Source organism: Agrococcus jejuensis, assembly GCF_900099705.1.
Classification (GTDB): Bacteria; Actinomycetota; Actinomycetes; order Actinomycetales; family Microbacteriaceae; genus Agrococcus; species Agrococcus jejuensis.
Genome location: NZ_LT629695.1, coordinates 3,003,291 through 3,017,906, shown reverse-complemented (window position 1 = coordinate 3,017,906; position 14,616 = coordinate 3,003,291). Strand labels below are relative to the sequence as shown.

General features: G+C 72.1%; 11 protein-coding genes. 6 read left to right on the top strand and 5 right to left on the bottom strand.

The genetic code is table 11. From position 1 onward, the window contains the following. The first annotated feature begins 17 nt into the window (after window positions 1-17). Window positions 18-3,827: a multifunctional oxoglutarate decarboxylase/oxoglutarate dehydrogenase thiamine pyrophosphate-binding subunit/dihydrolipoyllysine-residue succinyltransferase subunit gene (locus tag BLQ67_RS14275; RefSeq protein WP_092506145.1), complete on the top strand. Its 3,810-nt coding sequence runs from the start codon at window positions 18-20 to the stop codon at window positions 3,825-3,827. Between the two features lie 166 nt (window positions 3,828-3,993). Here the strand turns inward: BLQ67_RS14275 and BLQ67_RS14270 are convergent, their stop codons facing one another. Beyond that, a complete protein-coding gene (locus BLQ67_RS14270) occupies window positions 3,994-5,472 on the bottom strand; it encodes an XRE family transcriptional regulator (RefSeq protein WP_092506143.1) in 1,479 nt (492 codons plus the stop codon). A gap of 105 nt (window positions 5,473-5,577) precedes the next feature. Here BLQ67_RS14270 and aceA point away from each other — a divergent pair, with 105 nt between their 5' ends. Both aceA and aceB read left to right on the top strand, forming a co-directional pair. Then, entirely contained in the window at window positions 5,578-6,888 is a 1,311-nt protein-coding gene (gene aceA, locus BLQ67_RS14265; RefSeq protein ID WP_092506141.1) for an isocitrate lyase, read from the top strand. 55 nt (window positions 6,889-6,943) lie between these two features. Then, complete coding sequence (aceB, locus tag BLQ67_RS14260) at window positions 6,944-8,554, top strand: malate synthase A (RefSeq protein WP_092506139.1); 1,611 nt, start codon at window positions 6,944-6,946, stop codon at window positions 8,552-8,554. 23 nt (window positions 8,555-8,577) lie between these two features. Here the strand turns inward: aceB and BLQ67_RS14255 are convergent, their stop codons facing one another. The 4 genes from BLQ67_RS14255 to BLQ67_RS14240 all read right to left on the bottom strand — a co-directional run bounded on the left by BLQ67_RS14255 (window position 8,578) and on the right by BLQ67_RS14240 (window position 11,762). Beyond that, window positions 8,578-9,639: a hypothetical protein gene (locus tag BLQ67_RS14255; protein WP_092506137.1), complete on the bottom strand. Its 1,062-nt coding sequence runs from the start codon at window positions 9,637-9,639 to the stop codon at window positions 8,578-8,580. Further along, window positions 9,636-10,700 (bottom strand): hypothetical protein, encoded by a 1,065-nt coding sequence (locus BLQ67_RS14250; protein WP_092506135.1) that lies wholly within the window; start codon window positions 10,698-10,700, stop codon window positions 9,636-9,638. Before BLQ67_RS14250 ends, BLQ67_RS14255 begins: the two co-directional genes overlap by 4 nt. Before the next feature lie 247 nt (window positions 10,701-10,947). Continuing rightward, window positions 10,948-11,193: a zf-HC2 domain-containing protein gene (locus BLQ67_RS14245; RefSeq protein WP_092506133.1), complete on the bottom strand. Its 246-nt coding sequence runs from the start codon at window positions 11,191-11,193 to the stop codon at window positions 10,948-10,950. After that, window positions 11,193-11,762, bottom strand: coding sequence for a sigma-70 family RNA polymerase sigma factor (locus BLQ67_RS14240; protein WP_231945067.1), 570 nt, complete (start codon window positions 11,760-11,762; stop codon window positions 11,193-11,195). Before BLQ67_RS14240 ends, BLQ67_RS14245 begins: the two co-directional genes overlap by 1 nt. Window positions 11,763-11,832: 70 nt before the next feature. Here BLQ67_RS14240 and aroA point away from each other — a divergent pair, with 70 nt between their 5' ends. Genes aroA through BLQ67_RS14225 form a run of 3 tightly spaced genes read left to right on the top strand, consistent with a single transcriptional unit; the run spans window position 11,833 to window position 14,613 of the window. Then, window positions 11,833-13,143 (top strand): 3-phosphoshikimate 1-carboxyvinyltransferase, encoded by a 1,311-nt coding sequence (gene aroA, locus BLQ67_RS14235; RefSeq protein ID WP_231945066.1) that lies wholly within the window; start codon window positions 11,833-11,835, stop codon window positions 13,141-13,143. Between the two features lie 16 nt (window positions 13,144-13,159). Next, complete coding sequence (gene rsgA / locus BLQ67_RS14230) at window positions 13,160-14,188, top strand: ribosome small subunit-dependent GTPase A (protein ID WP_092506127.1); 1,029 nt, start codon at window positions 13,160-13,162, stop codon at window positions 14,186-14,188. Further along, window positions 14,185-14,613: a MarR family winged helix-turn-helix transcriptional regulator gene (locus BLQ67_RS14225; RefSeq protein WP_231945065.1), complete on the top strand. Its 429-nt coding sequence runs from the start codon at window positions 14,185-14,187 to the stop codon at window positions 14,611-14,613. The genes rsgA and BLQ67_RS14225 overlap by 4 nt, the downstream gene beginning before the upstream one ends. Window positions 14,614-14,616: the final 3 nt, after the last annotated feature.

Here is a 14,616-nt window from a genome sequence, read left to right as displayed (position 1 = left end):
ATGACCGACACGCAAGCATGCCCCCGGTGAGAAGAGGCGAAGGATCCGTGGCAGCCGCGAGCAGCGACTTCGGAGCGAACGAATGGCTGGTGGAGGAGCAGTACGAGCTCTTCAAGCAGGACAGGTCGAAGGTGGCCCAGTCCTGGTGGCCGATCCTGGAGCGCTATGCAGCGCAGCTGGGAGGCGGCACCACCACCGCGACGACCACGGCGCCGCCCGTGGCTGAGACGCCCGCAGCGCCTCCCGCGCAGCCGGCGACCCCGCCACCGCCGCCCGCCGCCCCCTCGGCGCCGACGGCGCCGAGCGCGGCCCCCGCGGCTCCGGCCAACGCCGGCGCGGCCCCCGCGCAGTCGGCACCGCCCGCTCCCCCGGCACCGGCGAAGCCGGCGCAGCGACCCGACGGCACGATCGCCGCGCGCACGACGAAGACCCCCGCGAAGCCCGCGCCGGTCCCCGCCGACCGCGACAAGGCAGACGCGAAGGCCGAGTCGAAGGCCGACGAGCCCACCGTCACGCCGCTGCGCGGCATGCCGAAGGCGCTCGCCCACAACATGGACCTCTCGCTGGCCGTGCCGACCGCCACGTCGGTGCGCACGGTGCCCGCGAAGCTCATGATCGACCAGCGCATCGTGATCAACAACCACCTGCGCAGGACGCGCGGCGGCAAGATCTCGTTCACGCACCTCATCGGCTACGCGCTCGTGCAGGCGCTCAAGGCGTTCCCGAGCCAGAACGTGTCGTACGCCGAGGTGGACGGCAAGCCGTCGCTCGTCGCGCATCCGCACGTCAACCTCGGCATCGCGATCGACCTGCCGAAGCCCGACGGCACGCGCGCCCTGCTGGTGCCGAGCATCAAGCAGGCCGACACGATGGACTTCGCGGAGTTCATCGGCGCGTACGAGCAGCTCGTGAAGAAGGCTCGTGCGAACAAGCTCGAGGCCGGCGACTTCGCAGGCACGACGATCTCGCTCACGAACCCCGGCGGCATCGGCACCGTGCACTCCGTGCCGCGCCTCATGCAGGGCCAGGGATGCATCATCGGCGCCGGCGCGCTCGACTACCCGGCCGAGTTCCAGGGTGCGAGCGTCGAGCGTCTCGCGGATGCGGGCATCGGCAAGACGATCACGCTGACGTCGACGTACGACCACCGGGTCATCCAGGGCGCGGGCTCCGGCGAGTACCTGAAGGTCGTGCACGCCCTGCTGCAGGGCCAGGACGGCTTCTACGAGGGCATCTTCGCCGACCTCCGCATCCCCTACAAGCCGATCGCGTGGGCGCAGGACGTCTCGGTGCACGAGTCCGACGAGCTGTCGAAGCAGACTCGCGTCGCGCAGCTCATCAACTCGTACCGCGTGCGCGGCCACCTCATGGCCGACATCGACCCGCTCGAGTACGTGCAGCGCACGCACCCCGACCTCGAGATCGAGCAGCACGGCCTGTCGTTCTGGGACCTCGACCGCGAGTTCGTCACCGGCGGCTTCGGCGGCCGGCGCTCGGCGCAGTTGCGCGACGTGCTCGGCGTGCTGCGCGACACGTACTGCCGCACGATGGGCGTCGAGTACATGCACATCGCCGACCCGGCGCAGCGCAAGTGGTTCCAGGACCACCTCGAGGTGCCGTACGTCAAGCCGACGCACGACGAGCAGATGCGCATCCTGCGCAAGCTCAACGAGGCCGAGGCGTTCGAGACGTTCCTGCAGACGAAGTACGTCGGCCAGAAGCGCTTCTCGCTCGAGGGCTCCGAGTCGATGATCGCCTTCCTCGACGCGCTCATCCAGGGCGCTGCGGAGGCGAGCCTCGAGGAGGTCGTGATCGGCATGCCGCACCGCGGCCGCCTCAACGTGCTCACGAACATCGCGGGCAAGACGTACGGCCAGATCTTCCAGGAGTTCGAGGGCGCCGCCGTCATGCAGGGCTCGGGCGACGTGAAGTACCACCTCGGCACCGAGGGCACCTTCGTGGCTGCCGACGGCTCCGAGATCCCCGTGTACCTCGCCGCGAACCCGTCGCACCTCGAGGCCGTCAACGGCGTGCTCGAGGGCATCGCCCGCGCGAAGCAGGACCGCATCGGCGACGGTCGTCGCTCGGTGCTGCCCGTGCTCGTGCACGGCGACGCCGCCATGGCGGGCCAGGGCGTCGTGTTCGAGACGCTGCAGCTGTCGCAGCTGCGCGGCTACACGACCGGCGGCACGGTGCACCTCGTCGTCAACAACCAGATCGGCTTCACGACCCCGCCGTCGGAGTCGCGCTCGTCGATCTACTCGACCGACATCGCCAAGGCGATCGGCGCCCCCGTGTTCCACGTGAACGGCGACGACCCCGAGGCCGTCGTGCGCGTCGCGGAGCTGGCGTTCCAGTACCGCGAGGAGTTCAAGCGCGACGTCGTCATCGACCTCATCACGTACCGCCGCCGCGGGCACAACGAGGGCGACGACCCCACGATGACGCAGCCGCTCATGTACTCGCTCATCGAGCGCAAGCGCTCGGTGCGCACGCTGTACGCCGAGAACCTCGTGGGTCGCGGCGACATCACCGAGGACGAGTACGAGGACGCGCAGAAGGACTTCCAGGACCGCCTCGAGCGCGCGTTCATGGAGACCCACGCCGCCGCGACGGGCTCGATGCCCATCCCGACGCAGACGCCCGAGGCCACGATGGTCGGCACGCCCGCCGACACCGGCATCTCGCGCGCTGCGATCGAGGCGATCGGCGACGCGCACGCGAACTCGCCCGAGGGCTTCACGGTGCACACCAAGGTGCAGCAGGTGCTGAAGAAGCGCCTCGACATGAGCCGCAATGGCGGCGTCGACTGGGCGTTCGGCGAGCTGCTCGCCCTGGGCTCGCTGCTCATGGAGGGCACGGCGGTGCGCATGGCTGGCCAGGATGCCCGCCGTGGCACGTTCGTGTCGCGCCACGCCGTCATGCACGACAAGGTGAACGGCCAGGAGTGGCTGCCGCTCGCGAACCTCTCCGAGGACCAGGCGCGTCTGTCGATCTACGACTCCCTGCTGTCGGAGTACGCCGCGATGGCGTTCGAGTACGGCTACTCGGTCGAGCGCCCCGACGCGCTCGTGCTGTGGGAGGCGCAGTTCGGCGACTTCGTGAACGGCGCGCAGATCGTCGTCGACGAGTTCCTCTCGAGCGCCGAGCAGAAGTGGAACCAGTTCTCGTCGCTGACGCTGCTGCTGCCGCACGGCTACGAGGGTGCGGGACCCGACCACTCGTCGGCGCGCATCGAGCGCTTCCTGCAGCTCGCTGCCGAGCAGAACATGATCATCGCGCGTCCGTCGACGCCCGCGTCGTACTTCCACCTGCTGCGTCGCCAGGCGTACCAGCGCCCGCGTCGTCCGCTCATCGTGTTCACGCCCAAGGCGATGCTGCGTCTGCGCGACGCGGTGAGCCCGGTCGAGGACTTCGAGACCGGCACCTTCCAGCCCGTCATCGACGACGCGAAGGTGGACTCGTCGAAGGTGCGCCGCGTGCTCATCCACTCGGGCAAGATCCACTACGACATCGCGACCGAGATGGCGAAGCGCGAGATCGACGACGTGGCGCTCGTGCGCCTCGAGCAGCTGTACCCGCTCGACGTCGACGCCCTCAACGCCGCGCTCGACCGCTACGACGGCGCCGAGCTCGTGTGGGTGCAGGAGGAGCCGCTCAACCAGGGCGCATGGCCATCGGTGCACTACACGCTGCCGCGCCACCTGCACCACGGCCGCACGCTGCGCGCCATCGGTCGTGCCGCGTCGGCGAGCCCCGCGACGGGCTCCCCGAAGCGCTCGGCCGCCGAGCTGGCGCAGATCCTCGACGAGGCGCTGGGCGCCTGACGCCTGCCGCGTCGAGAGCCCGTCGTCACCGCTGGTGACGGCGGGCTCTCTCGCGTCTGAGGGGACGGTCGTCTGCGTTTCGCAGGCGATCACGGGGGTCGGAGGGAAGATACCCCTCTGCCACCCCTGATCGCCTGCAATGCGCGAACAGCCCGCGGGGAGCTGATCAGTCGCGCGCCGCGAGGAACGTGTAGACCTCGGTCTCGTCGACGCCGGGGAAGGCGCCGGGCGGCAGCGCCGCCAGCAGGTGCGAGTGCGCGCGAGCGCTGGGCCACGCCTGGCCGGCCCACGCATCCGCGAGCTCCGTCGGCGGCGTGCGGCAGCATGACGGGTCGGGGCACTGCGACGCCGAGCGCTCCTTCGTCGCCCGGCCGCGGAACCAGCGGGCCTGCGCGAACGGCACGCCGATCGACAGCGAGAACTCCCCCTGCGCCGAGCGCTCCGTCATGGCCGTGCACCAGAACGTGCCAGCCGGCGTCTCGGTGTACTGCTCGAACGCGTTGACCTTGTCGGGCACGTCGAAGACCTCGCGGCTCGTCCATCGCTTGCACACCGGCTGGCCCTCGATCGCGCCCGTGTGGTCGGCGGGGAAGGTCACGCCGTCGTTCTCGTACGCCTTGTAGATGATCCCCGACTCGTGCACCTTCTGGAAGTGCAGCGGGATGCCGAGGTGCTTCGTCGCGAGGTTCGTGAGCCGGTGCGCCGCCATCTCGTACGAGACGGCGAACGCATCCCGCAGGTCCTCGACGGCGAGCTGCCTCTCGGCCTTCGCGTCGGCGAGGAACGACACGGCCGTCGCCTCGGGCATGAGGAGCGCTGCGGCGAAGTAGTTCGTCTCGACGCGCTGGCGCAGGAAGGCGCCGTAGTCGCTGGGCACGTCGTGGCCGAGCACGTGGTGGCCGAGCGCCTGCAGCAGCACGGAGCGCGGATCGTGGTCGCCGCGCGTCGAGCGCGACAGGTAGATGCGGCGGCGCTTGAGGTCGGTGACCGACCTCGTGGAGTGCGGCAGATCGCCGACGTGGTGCACCGTGAAGCCGAGACGCTCGGTGATCGCGGCGATGAGGTGCTGCGACAGCGGCCCCTGCGCGTAGCCGACGTCGGCGAGGATGCCGGCGGCCTCGCGCTCGATCTCGGGGAAGTGGTTGTCGCGCGCCCGCATCTCGCCGCGCAGCTGCGCGTTGGCGCGCCGCGCCTCCTCGGGCGTCGCGATGCGCTCCTCCGCCTGCCGCTCGAGCTCGTCGACGAGCGCGAGCATCGTCTCGAGCACGTCGTCGGGCGTGCGCGGGCCGACCCGCATGGTGGGCAGCTGCTTCTGCACCCACAGCGGCGACCGCATCGCGCGCTCGAGCCGCAGCTCGCGCGCGGCGCGCTCGCTGGGCGGCGCCTCGCCCGTGAGGGCGTCGAGGGAGACGCCGAGCAGGCCGGCGAGGCGCTGCAGCGTCTGGAAGCGGATCTCGCGCTTGCCGGTCTCGATCGCCGAGAGCTGCGAGGGTGCGAGGCCGATGGCGTCGTGCACCGCGTCGAGCGTGAGCCCCGCGGCCTTGCGATGGTGCCGGATCGCCTTGCCGAGCTGCAGCGGATCCGTCGCGTCGGCATCCGGCGGCTCGGGGGCGCTCGTGGAGCGATTCCAGGACGACATCGTCATCGCTGCAGCATATGGCAGGAGTGCAGAACTTCACGCGATGAATCCGATCCAGGAGTGCAGTCCTGCGATGAGAGTGGTGCCAGACCCCGACGGAGGAGGCCATCGATGACCGAGCACCAGCACCAGCACCAGCACCAGCACACCCAGGAGCAGGCAGCAGCGGCGCTGCAGCTCGAGTGGGATGCGGACACGCGTTGGACCGGCGTCGCCCGCGACTACTCGGCCGCCGACGTCGTGCGGCTGCGCGGCTCGATCGTCGAGGAGCGCACGCTCGCCCGCCGCGGCGCCGAGCGCCTCTTCGAGCGGCTGCAGCAGCCCGAGCCCGTGCGCGCGCTCGGCGCCCTCACCGGCAACCAGGCGGTGCAGCAGGTGAAGGCGGGCCTCGAGGCCATCTACCTCTCGGGCTGGCAGGTCGCCGCCGACGCGAACCTCGCGGGCCAGACCTACCCCGACCAGAGCCTCTACCCGGCGAACTCGGTGCCGAACGTGGTGCGCCGCATCAACAACGCCCTGCTGCGCGCCGACCAGATCGAGCACGCCGAGGGCACCCGCTCGGTCGACGACTGGCTCGTGCCGATCGTCGCGGATGCCGAGGCGGGCTTCGGCGGTCCGCTCAACGCGTTCGAGCTGCAGCGCGGCATGATCGCCGCCGGCGCGGCGGGCGTGCACTGGGAGGACCAGCTCGCGTCCGAGAAGAAGTGCGGCCACCTCGGCGGCAAGGTGCTCATCCCGACGCAGCAGCACGTGCGCACCCTCAACGCGGCGCGGCTCGCCTCCGACGTCGAGGGCGTGCCCACCGTCATCGTGGCTCGCACCGACGCCGAGGCGGCGACGCTCATCACGAGCGACGTCGACGAGCGCGACCGCCCGTTCCTCACCGGCGGCCGCACGGCAGAGGGCTTCTACGAGGTGCGGAACGGGATCGATCCGTGCATCGCCCGCGGCCGCGCGTACGCCCCGTACGCCGACCTGCTGTGGATGGAGACGTCGAAGCCCGACCTCGACACCGCCCGCCGCTTCGCCGAGGGCATCAAGGACGAGTTCCCCGACCAGCTGCTCGCGTACAACTGCTCGCCGTCGTTCAACTGGCGCAAGCACCTGGACGACGACCAGATCGCGTCGTTCCAGCGCGAGCTCGGCGCGATGGGATTCCGGTTCCAGTTCATCACCCTGGCCGGCTTCCACGCGCTCAACCACTCGATGTTCGACCTCGCCAAGGGCTACGCCGAGCAGCACATGACCGCCTACGTCGACCTGCAGGAGCGCGAGCTCGCTGCCGAGTCGCAGGGCTACACCGCCACGCGCCACCAGCGCGAGGTGGGCACCGGATGGTTCGACCTCGTCGCCTCCGCCCTCAACCCCGACTCGGGGACCCTCGCCCTCGCCGGCTCCACCGAGACCGCGCAGTTCCACTGATCCTCTGGCTGCCGCCGCCCGCAGCGGCGACGGCCACCATGAATCGGAGACGACCATGACCGACCGCATCCGCATCACCGAGCACGCCCCAGGCCAGGAGCGCGTGCTCACGCCCCAGGCCCTCGAGTTCCTGCTGTCGCTGCACGACCTCGCCGAGCGACGCCGCCGCGAGCTGCGCCGCCTGCGCCGCACCCGTCGCGCGGCGCTCGCCGACGGCGCGACGCCCACCTTCCTGCCCGAGACGCGGCACATCCGCGACGACGCCACCTGGCAGGTCGCGCCGCCCGCGCCCGGGCTCGAGGACCGCCGCGTCGAGATCACCGGCCCCATCGAGCGCAAGATGACCATCAACGCGCTCAACTCGGGCGCCCGCGTGTGGCTCGCCGACTGCGAGGACGCCTCCTCCCCCACGTGGGAGAACGTCATCGCGAGCCAGGCGAACCTGCAGGACGCCATCCGCGGCACCATCGAGTTCACGAGCCCGCAGGGCAAGGAGTACCGCGTCACGGCCGAGCGCACGCCGACGATCGTCGTGCGGCCGCGCGGCTGGCACCTCGACGAGCGCCGCATCCTCGTCGACGGCGAGCCGATGAGCGCGTCGCTCGTCGACTTCGGCCTGCACATGCTGCACAACGCCGACGCGCTCATCGCGTCGGGTCGCGGCCCGTACTTCTACCTGCCGAAGCTCGAGAGCCACCTCGAGGCGCGACTGTGGAACGACGTGTTCGTCGCGGCGCAGGACATGCTGCTCATCCCCCGCGGCACCATCCGCGCGACCGTGCTCATCGAGACGATCTCGGCCGCGTTCGAGATGGAGGAGATCCTCTACGAGCTGCGCGAGCACTCGTCTGGGCTCAACGCTGGGCGCTGGGACTACCTGTTCTCGATCATCCGCGCCTTCCGCTTCCGCGGGCCCGACTTCGTGCTGCCCGACCGCTCGGCGCTCACGATGACGGCGCCGTTCATGCGGGCGTACACCGAGCAGCTCGTGCGCGCGTGCCACCGCCGTGGTGCGCACGCGATCGGCGGCATGGCGGCGTTCGTGCCGAGCGCCAAGGACCCGGAGGCGACGCAGGTCGCGCTCGCGCAGGTCGCCGAGGACAAGCGCCGCGAGGCGGCCGACGGCTTCGACGGCTCGTGGGTCGCGCACCCCGGCCTCGTCGAGACGGCGCAGGCCGAGTTCGACGCCGTGCTGGGCGACGCCCCGCATCAGCTGGGTCGCAGCCGCGACGACGTCGTGCCCGACGAGGCGGCGCTCATCGACCTGTCGACGACGCCCGGCGACATCACCGAGGCGGGCCTCAGGCTCAACGTCGAGGTCGGCATCCGGTACATGGAGGCGTGGCTGCGCGGCCAGGGCGCCGTCGCCATCCACTCGCTCATGGAGGACGCGGCGACGGCCGAGATCTCGCGCTCGCAGGTGTGGCAGTGGATCCACGTCGAGGCGCGCACCGTCGAGGGCCACACGATCTCGCGGGATCGCGTGAAGGGCATCGTGCGCGAGCTGTCGGCGTCGTTCGAGCGCTTCGACGGCGACCGCTTCGACGAGGCCGTCACGCTGTTCCACGAGGTGGCGCTGCGGCCGACGTACCCGGCGTTCTTCACGCTCGCCGGCACCGAGCGGTACCTGTCGCCGCTCGCGGAGGAGACGCCGATCGCGGCGTGAGCGCGCACGCGACGCCCGGGTCGTCAGACCCGGGCGTCGTAGCGTGCGATCGCGGCGTCGCTCACGTCGGCGACGTCGGTGCGCCCCGCGTCGCGCGCCGCGTCGCGGATCTCGACCTCGAAGGCGCGTGCCACGTCGTTGAAGACCTCCTGGCTCGCGTGCAGCTCGGGCGTCCACGGTCGCGTGAAGGTGACGGCCCGGTCGAGCACGCCGCACACCTCGAGCGACGCCATGGTGCGCGTGCACTTGAAGCAGGCGGAGCAGTTGAGCGCGTCGTGCGATCGGTAGCAGACGCGCAGGTGGCGCAGCAGCACGTCGTCGCGCGAGAGCGCGCGCACCTTCTGGAAGCGGTCGACATGCGCGCCGACGTGCATGACGCGCAGGTCGTCGGTCGCGTAGTGCGCGTCGAGCATCGGATGCGAGGCGTTCGGGATGACGGACTCGTACGGCAGCGCCGACGGCACATGCAGGCTGCGGCGGGCGCCGGCGACGAACGTCGCGACCGACGCGAGCACGGCCAGATGCGTCTGCGTGAGCCAGTCGCCGTACGGCTCGACGACGCGGCGCACGTCGCTGTCGACGCGCAGGACGCGCCTGCCGGTCTCGCGCTGCAGGGACGCGAGCATGGTCGCCACCTCGGTGCGCACCGCGGCGGGCTCGAGGTCGAGGTCGTGCATGTAGACGAGGTCGGTGGCCTCGGGGTTGTCGAGCAGGGCGAAGGCGGAGTCGACGCCGCCCGTCATGAGCTGGATCGGTGGCGCGGAGCGCCGGGACCCGCGCGTGGACACGGGGGCCTCGATCGGCTGCACCTGCAGCGTGGGATCCCAGGTGGCGAGCAGTCGCTGCACCTCGCGGATGCCGTGCAGCCGCGTCGGCGAGACCGCATCCTCGAGCACGATCGGCAGCCCGAGCCGCATCGCCGGGAAGATGGCGAGCGGCAGCCACACGTCGCCGAGGGCGCGCGGCGGGCGGATGCGGTCGCCCACGACGCGCATGCCGACGGGGATGCGGTGCCCGGCGACGTCGACGACGGTCGCCGCGCTGCGGCGGTCGACGCGCGTGCGCCCGACGTGGACCGTCGTCATGCGGCGCGCTCGTCGTACCGAGCGAGGACGGTCGCGATCGCGTCGGCGACGTCGGTCCGACCGGCCGCGACGGCCGCTGCGTGCACGTCGGCCTCGAACGCTCGCTGCACGTCGTCGTGGACGTCGAGCGCGAGGATCGCGTCGATCGTGAGCGGCTCCGTGAACGCCGTCGCGCGCGGCAGCGCACCGACGAGGTCGAGCGCGACCATCGTGCGCACGCACTTCTCGCACCGACCGCAGTTGAGGCTGTCCTGCGAGCGGTAGCAGACGCGCAGGTGCCGCAGCAGCACGTCGGCGTCGCGCAGTCCCCGCACCTTCTCGAACCGGGTGAGATGGGCGTCCACGTGCACGACGGCGACGTCGTCGCTCGAGTAGAGCGGATCGAGCATCGGATGCGAGCCCCACGGCACGAGCGCGCCGTACGGCAGGGTCGACGGCACGTGCAGCCGGCGACGAGCGCCGGCGACGAGGCTCGCCGTGGCGACCAGCACCGCCAGGTGCGTCTGCGTGCCCCACTCGCCGTAGGGCTCGACGAGTCGACGCGCGTCGCTCTCGACGCGCCGCACGCGTCTGCCCGTCTCGGACTCGAGCGACGCGAGCATCGTCGTCACCTCGGCGCGCACCGCGGCGGGCTCGTGGTCGAGGTCGTGGAGGTACAGCAGGTCGGCGACCTCGGGCCGCGCGTGGAACGCATGCGCCGAGTCGACGCCGCCCGTCATGAGCTGCATGGGCGGTGCGGTGCGGCGCCAGCCGCGCGCCGCGACGGGTGCGTCGATGGGCTGCACCTGCAGCTCGGGATCCCACACGGCCAGCAGCCGCTGCACCTCGCGCATGCCGTGCCTGCGCACGGGCGAGACGGGATCCTCGAGCGTGATGGGCAGGCCGAGCCGCATGGCGGGGAAGATCGCGAGCGGCAGCCACACGTCGCCGAAGGCGCGCGGGCGGCGCACGCGGCCGGTGAGCGACGTCATGCCGATCGTCATGCGCTTGCCGGCGACGTCGACGTCGACCTCGGCGCGACGACCGTCGAACCGCGTCCTGCCCACGTGGATGCCGCGCATCCCGTCAGCCTATGGCCGCGCGACCGCGTGCCTCGGCCGCGCCGCCCGCACATGGAGAAGGGCCCCGGAGAGCATGAGTCGCCGGGGCCCTTCGCCCCGTCTCCAGCGCCCTGGCCGAGGCCTGGGCCCTTCTGGTGAGGGGCGCCTCCCGAAGGAGGTTCGATCATCATGGGGCCGCGTCCGCGGCACCGCAAGAGGCGGGTGCCAAGTCGTCTCGACGACGACGTGAAGGTGGAGGGTTCTCGCCTCAGCCGTGCGTCGCCTGCACGGCGCGCAGGCGCGCGAGCACCTGGTCCTTCAGCTGCTCGGGCGCCGTCTCCTTGCACGCCTGCTTGAGCGCCATCGTCAGCTGCACGCCGACGGTGTGCTCGTCGGCGCAGTCGGTGCAGCCGTCGAGGTGCGCGCGGATGTCCGCCGCATCCTCCTTGCACAGCTCCGCGTGCAGGTACTCCTCGAGCTCGGCCTTGGCCTTGTCGCAACCGCAGTCGCCCATCAGCGCTTCTCCCCTGCCGTCATGCCCTGCTCACGGGCGTAGTCCGCCAGCAGCTCGCGAAGCTGTCGCCTGCCACGGTGCAGGCGGCTCATCACGGTGCCGACAGGCGTCTTCATGATCTCCGCCGTCTCGGCGTACGACATGCCCTCGACGTCGACCCAGTAGACGACCATGCGGAAGTCCTCGGGGATCGACTGCAGCGCGTCGCGCACGACGCCTGCAGGCATGCGGTCGATGGCCTCGGCCTCCGCCGACCGCGACCGGGTGGCCGTGGTCGACTCGCCGACGCCGATCTGCCAGTCCTCGAGATCGTCGAGCGGCGCCTCGAAGGGCTGCCGCTGCTTCTTGCGGTACTGGTTGATGTACGTGTTCGTCTGGATGCGGTACAGCCAGGCACGAAGGTTGGTGCCGGGCGTGAAGGAGTCGCGGGCGGCGTACGCCTTCGCGTACGTCTCCTGCACCAGGTCTGCCGCATCCTGCGGGTTGCGCGTCATGCGCATCGCGGCCGCGTACAGCTGGTCGGTGTACTCGAGGGCCTCGGCGATGAACGCGTCGGAGTCGTCTGCCATCGGCGACGATCCTACGCGCGTCAGCACGCTGGTCCTGGTCATGCACCCTCCCCTTCGTAGGATGGAACCGATGACTCAGGCGCCGCATTCCCGCGCGTGGGCGGCTCCGGTGGCCACCGGCCCGCTCGACGCGACCGTGCACCTGCCCGGCTCGAAGTCGCTGACGAACCGCGAGCTCGTGCTCGCGGCGCTCGCCGACGGGCCCGGCCTGCTGCGCGCTCCCCTGCATTCGCGCGACTCCGCGCTCATGGTCGACGCGCTGCGCGCGCTGGGCGTGGGCGTGGAGGAGGTGGGCTCGGGACCGTTCGGACCCGACCTGCGCGTGACGCCCGGACCGCTCGGCGCGGCCTCGGTCGACTGCGGCCTCGCGGGCACGGTCATGCGCTTCCTGCCGGTCGTCGCGGCGCTCGCGACGGGCGCGGTCGACTTCGACGGCGATCCGCATGCGCGCAAGCGGCCGAACGCGACGACGATCGAGGCGCTGCGGGCGCTCGGCGTGCGCGTGGAGGACGGCGGCACCGGCACGATGCCGTTCACGGTGCATGGCACGGGAGCGGTGCGCGGCGGGGAGCTCGCCATCGATGCGAGCGCGTCGAGCCAGTTCGTGTCGGCGCTGCTGCTCGCGGCGCCGCGCTTCGCGCAGGGCCTCACGCTGCGCCACACGGGCGAGCGGCTGCCGTCGCTGCCCCACATCGACATGACGATCGCGACGCTGCGCGCGCGCGGCGTGGATGCGTCGTCGCCCGAGCAGGGCGTGTGGCGCGTCGAGCCCGGCCCCATCGCGGCGCTCGAGGTCGCGATCGAGCCCGACCTCTCGAACGCTGCGCCGTTCCTCGCCGCCGCGCTCGTCGCGGGTGGCCGCGTCACGGTGGCCGGCTGGCCCGCGTCGACGACCCAGGTGGGCGCCGAGCTGCCCGCGCTGCTCACGCGGCTCGGCGCATCCGTCTCGATCGACGGCGACCGCTGCACCGTCGACGGCGGCGCGGGCGTCGCCGTCGCGCCGCTCGCGGGCGGCACGATCGACATGGCCCACGCGGGCGAGCTGTCGCCGACGATCGCGGCGCTCGGCGTCTTCGCCGACGCGCCCCTCACGATCGACGGCATCGGCCACATCCGCGGCCACGAGACCGATCGCATCGACGCGCTCGTCGACGACCTCGCGCTGCTCGGCGGCTCGGCCACGGGCGACGCGGAGTCGATCACGGTGCAGCCGGGCGCGCTGCACGGCGGCCCGTGGGCGGCGTACGCCGACCACCGCATCGCCACGGCCGGCGCGCTGCTGGGCCTCGCGGTGCCCGGCGTCGAGGTCGACGACATCGCCGCGACCGCCAAGACCATCCCGGAGTTCCCCGAGCTCTGGCAGCGGATGCTGGCCGGCTGATGCGGGCGGCGCGCGCATGAGCTGGCTCAGCGACGAGCCCGACGACCCGTACGAGGAGTACGGCGACTCGGTGCGCGAGCGACCGAACCCCAAGGCGAACCGACCGCGCACGAAGATCCGGCCCGAGCACGCCGACTCCGTCGACGGGTTCGTGACGGCGGTCGACCGCGGCCGCTACACGGTCGTCGTGCGCGACGGTCAGCCCGACGAGGCGATCATCACGACGACGCGCGCGCGCGAGCTGCGCAAGCAGGCGATCGTCGCGGGCGACCGCGTCGACGTCGTGGGCGACACGTCGGGCGACGAGGGGACCCTCTCGCGCATCGTGCGCATCCAGCCGCGCACGACGGTGCTGCGGCGCTCTGCCGACGACTCCGACGAGTTCGAGCGCGTCATCGTCGCGAACGCCGACCTCATGCTCATGGTCGTCGCCGCACGCGATCCCGAGCCGCGCCCTCGCCTCGTCCACCGCTACCTCGTCGCCGCGTACGACGCGGGGATCACCCCCATCCTTGTCGTGACGAAGACCGACCTCGCCGACCCCGCGCCCCTGCTCGCGCACTTCGAGGGCCTCGACATCGAGACGTGGCGCTCGCGCTCCGACGACCCGCCCGCCGCGGCGCTGCGCGAGCGGCTCGACAGCCACGTGACCGTCGCCGTCGGCCACTCGGGCGTCGGCAAGTCGACGCTCGTCAACGCCCTCGTGCCCGAGGCGGGCCGCGCCGTCGGCCACGTCAACGCCGTCACGGGCCGCGGCCGCCACACGTCGTCGTCGACGCAGTCGTACCGGCTCGGCTCCGGCTGGGTCATCGACACCCCCGGCGTGCGCTCGTTCGGCCTCGGCCACATCGACGTCGCGTCGATCCTCAAGGCGTTCCCCGACATCCAGGCAGCGAGCGACGACTGCCCGCGCGGCTGCACGCACCTCGCCGACGCGCCCGACTGCGCCATCCAGGAGGCCGCCGACCGCGGCGAGCTCGACCGCACGCGCGTCGAGTCGGTGCAGGGCCTGCTCGGCACGCTCACGGTCGAGGACCGCTGGTGACCGAGCGACGCCCGAGCCCCGTGGTCGCGCTGATCGCGTCCGCAGGATCGTGGGAGGCGCGGCTCACGGCCGACCTGCGCGACCTGGGCCTCACGACGCGCAGGCTCGGCCTGCTCGCGCACCTCGACGCACTCCCCGACCTGTCGTTCTCGGAGCTCGCGCGCCGCACGGGCATCACGGTGCAGTCGGCGCACACGGCCGTGCGCCAGCTCGCCGCCGACGGGCTCGTCGACGACGCGACGGCGCACGCGGGCGCGCGGTCGGCGTTGCGGCTCACCGAGCGCGGCCGCGCGGCGCTCGTCGAGGCGCAGGAGCGGGTCGCGACCCTCGACGCGGCGCTCGCCGCCGAGCAGCCGGCGCTCGCCGCCGCCCTCGCGGCGGCGCGTCCGCCGACGGCGGACACGCCGATCGACGCCGACGCCTGACCT

Bases quoted from the DNA above. Each gene is read 5' to 3' on its own strand.
- BLQ67_RS14255 (WP_092506137.1), bottom strand. From the start codon at position 9,639: ATGACGACGGTCCACGTCGGGCGCACGCGCGTCGACCGCCGCAGCGCG.
- aceA (WP_092506141.1), top strand. From the start codon at position 5,578: ATGACCGAGCACCAGCACCAGCACCAGCACCAGCACACCCAGGAGCAG.
- BLQ67_RS14250 (WP_092506135.1), bottom strand. From the start codon at position 10,700: ATGCGCGGCATCCACGTGGGCAGGACGCGGTTCGACGGTCGTCGCGCC.
- BLQ67_RS14245 (WP_092506133.1), bottom strand. From the start codon at position 11,193: ATGGGCGACTGCGGTTGCGACAAGGCCAAGGCCGAGCTCGAGGAGTAC.
- aceB (WP_092506139.1), top strand. From the start codon at position 6,944: ATGACCGACCGCATCCGCATCACCGAGCACGCCCCAGGCCAGGAGCGC.
- BLQ67_RS14275 (WP_092506145.1), top strand. From the start codon at position 18: ATGCCCCCGGTGAGAAGAGGCGAAGGATCCGTGGCAGCCGCGAGCAGC.
- rsgA (WP_092506127.1), top strand. From the start codon at position 13,160: ATGAGCTGGCTCAGCGACGAGCCCGACGACCCGTACGAGGAGTACGGC.
- BLQ67_RS14270 (WP_092506143.1), bottom strand. From the start codon at position 5,472: ATGACGATGTCGTCCTGGAATCGCTCCACGAGCGCCCCCGAGCCGCCG.
- BLQ67_RS14240 (WP_231945067.1), bottom strand. From the start codon at position 11,762: ATGGCAGACGACTCCGACGCGTTCATCGCCGAGGCCCTCGAGTACACC.
- aroA (WP_231945066.1), top strand. From the start codon at position 11,833: ATGACTCAGGCGCCGCATTCCCGCGCGTGGGCGGCTCCGGTGGCCACC.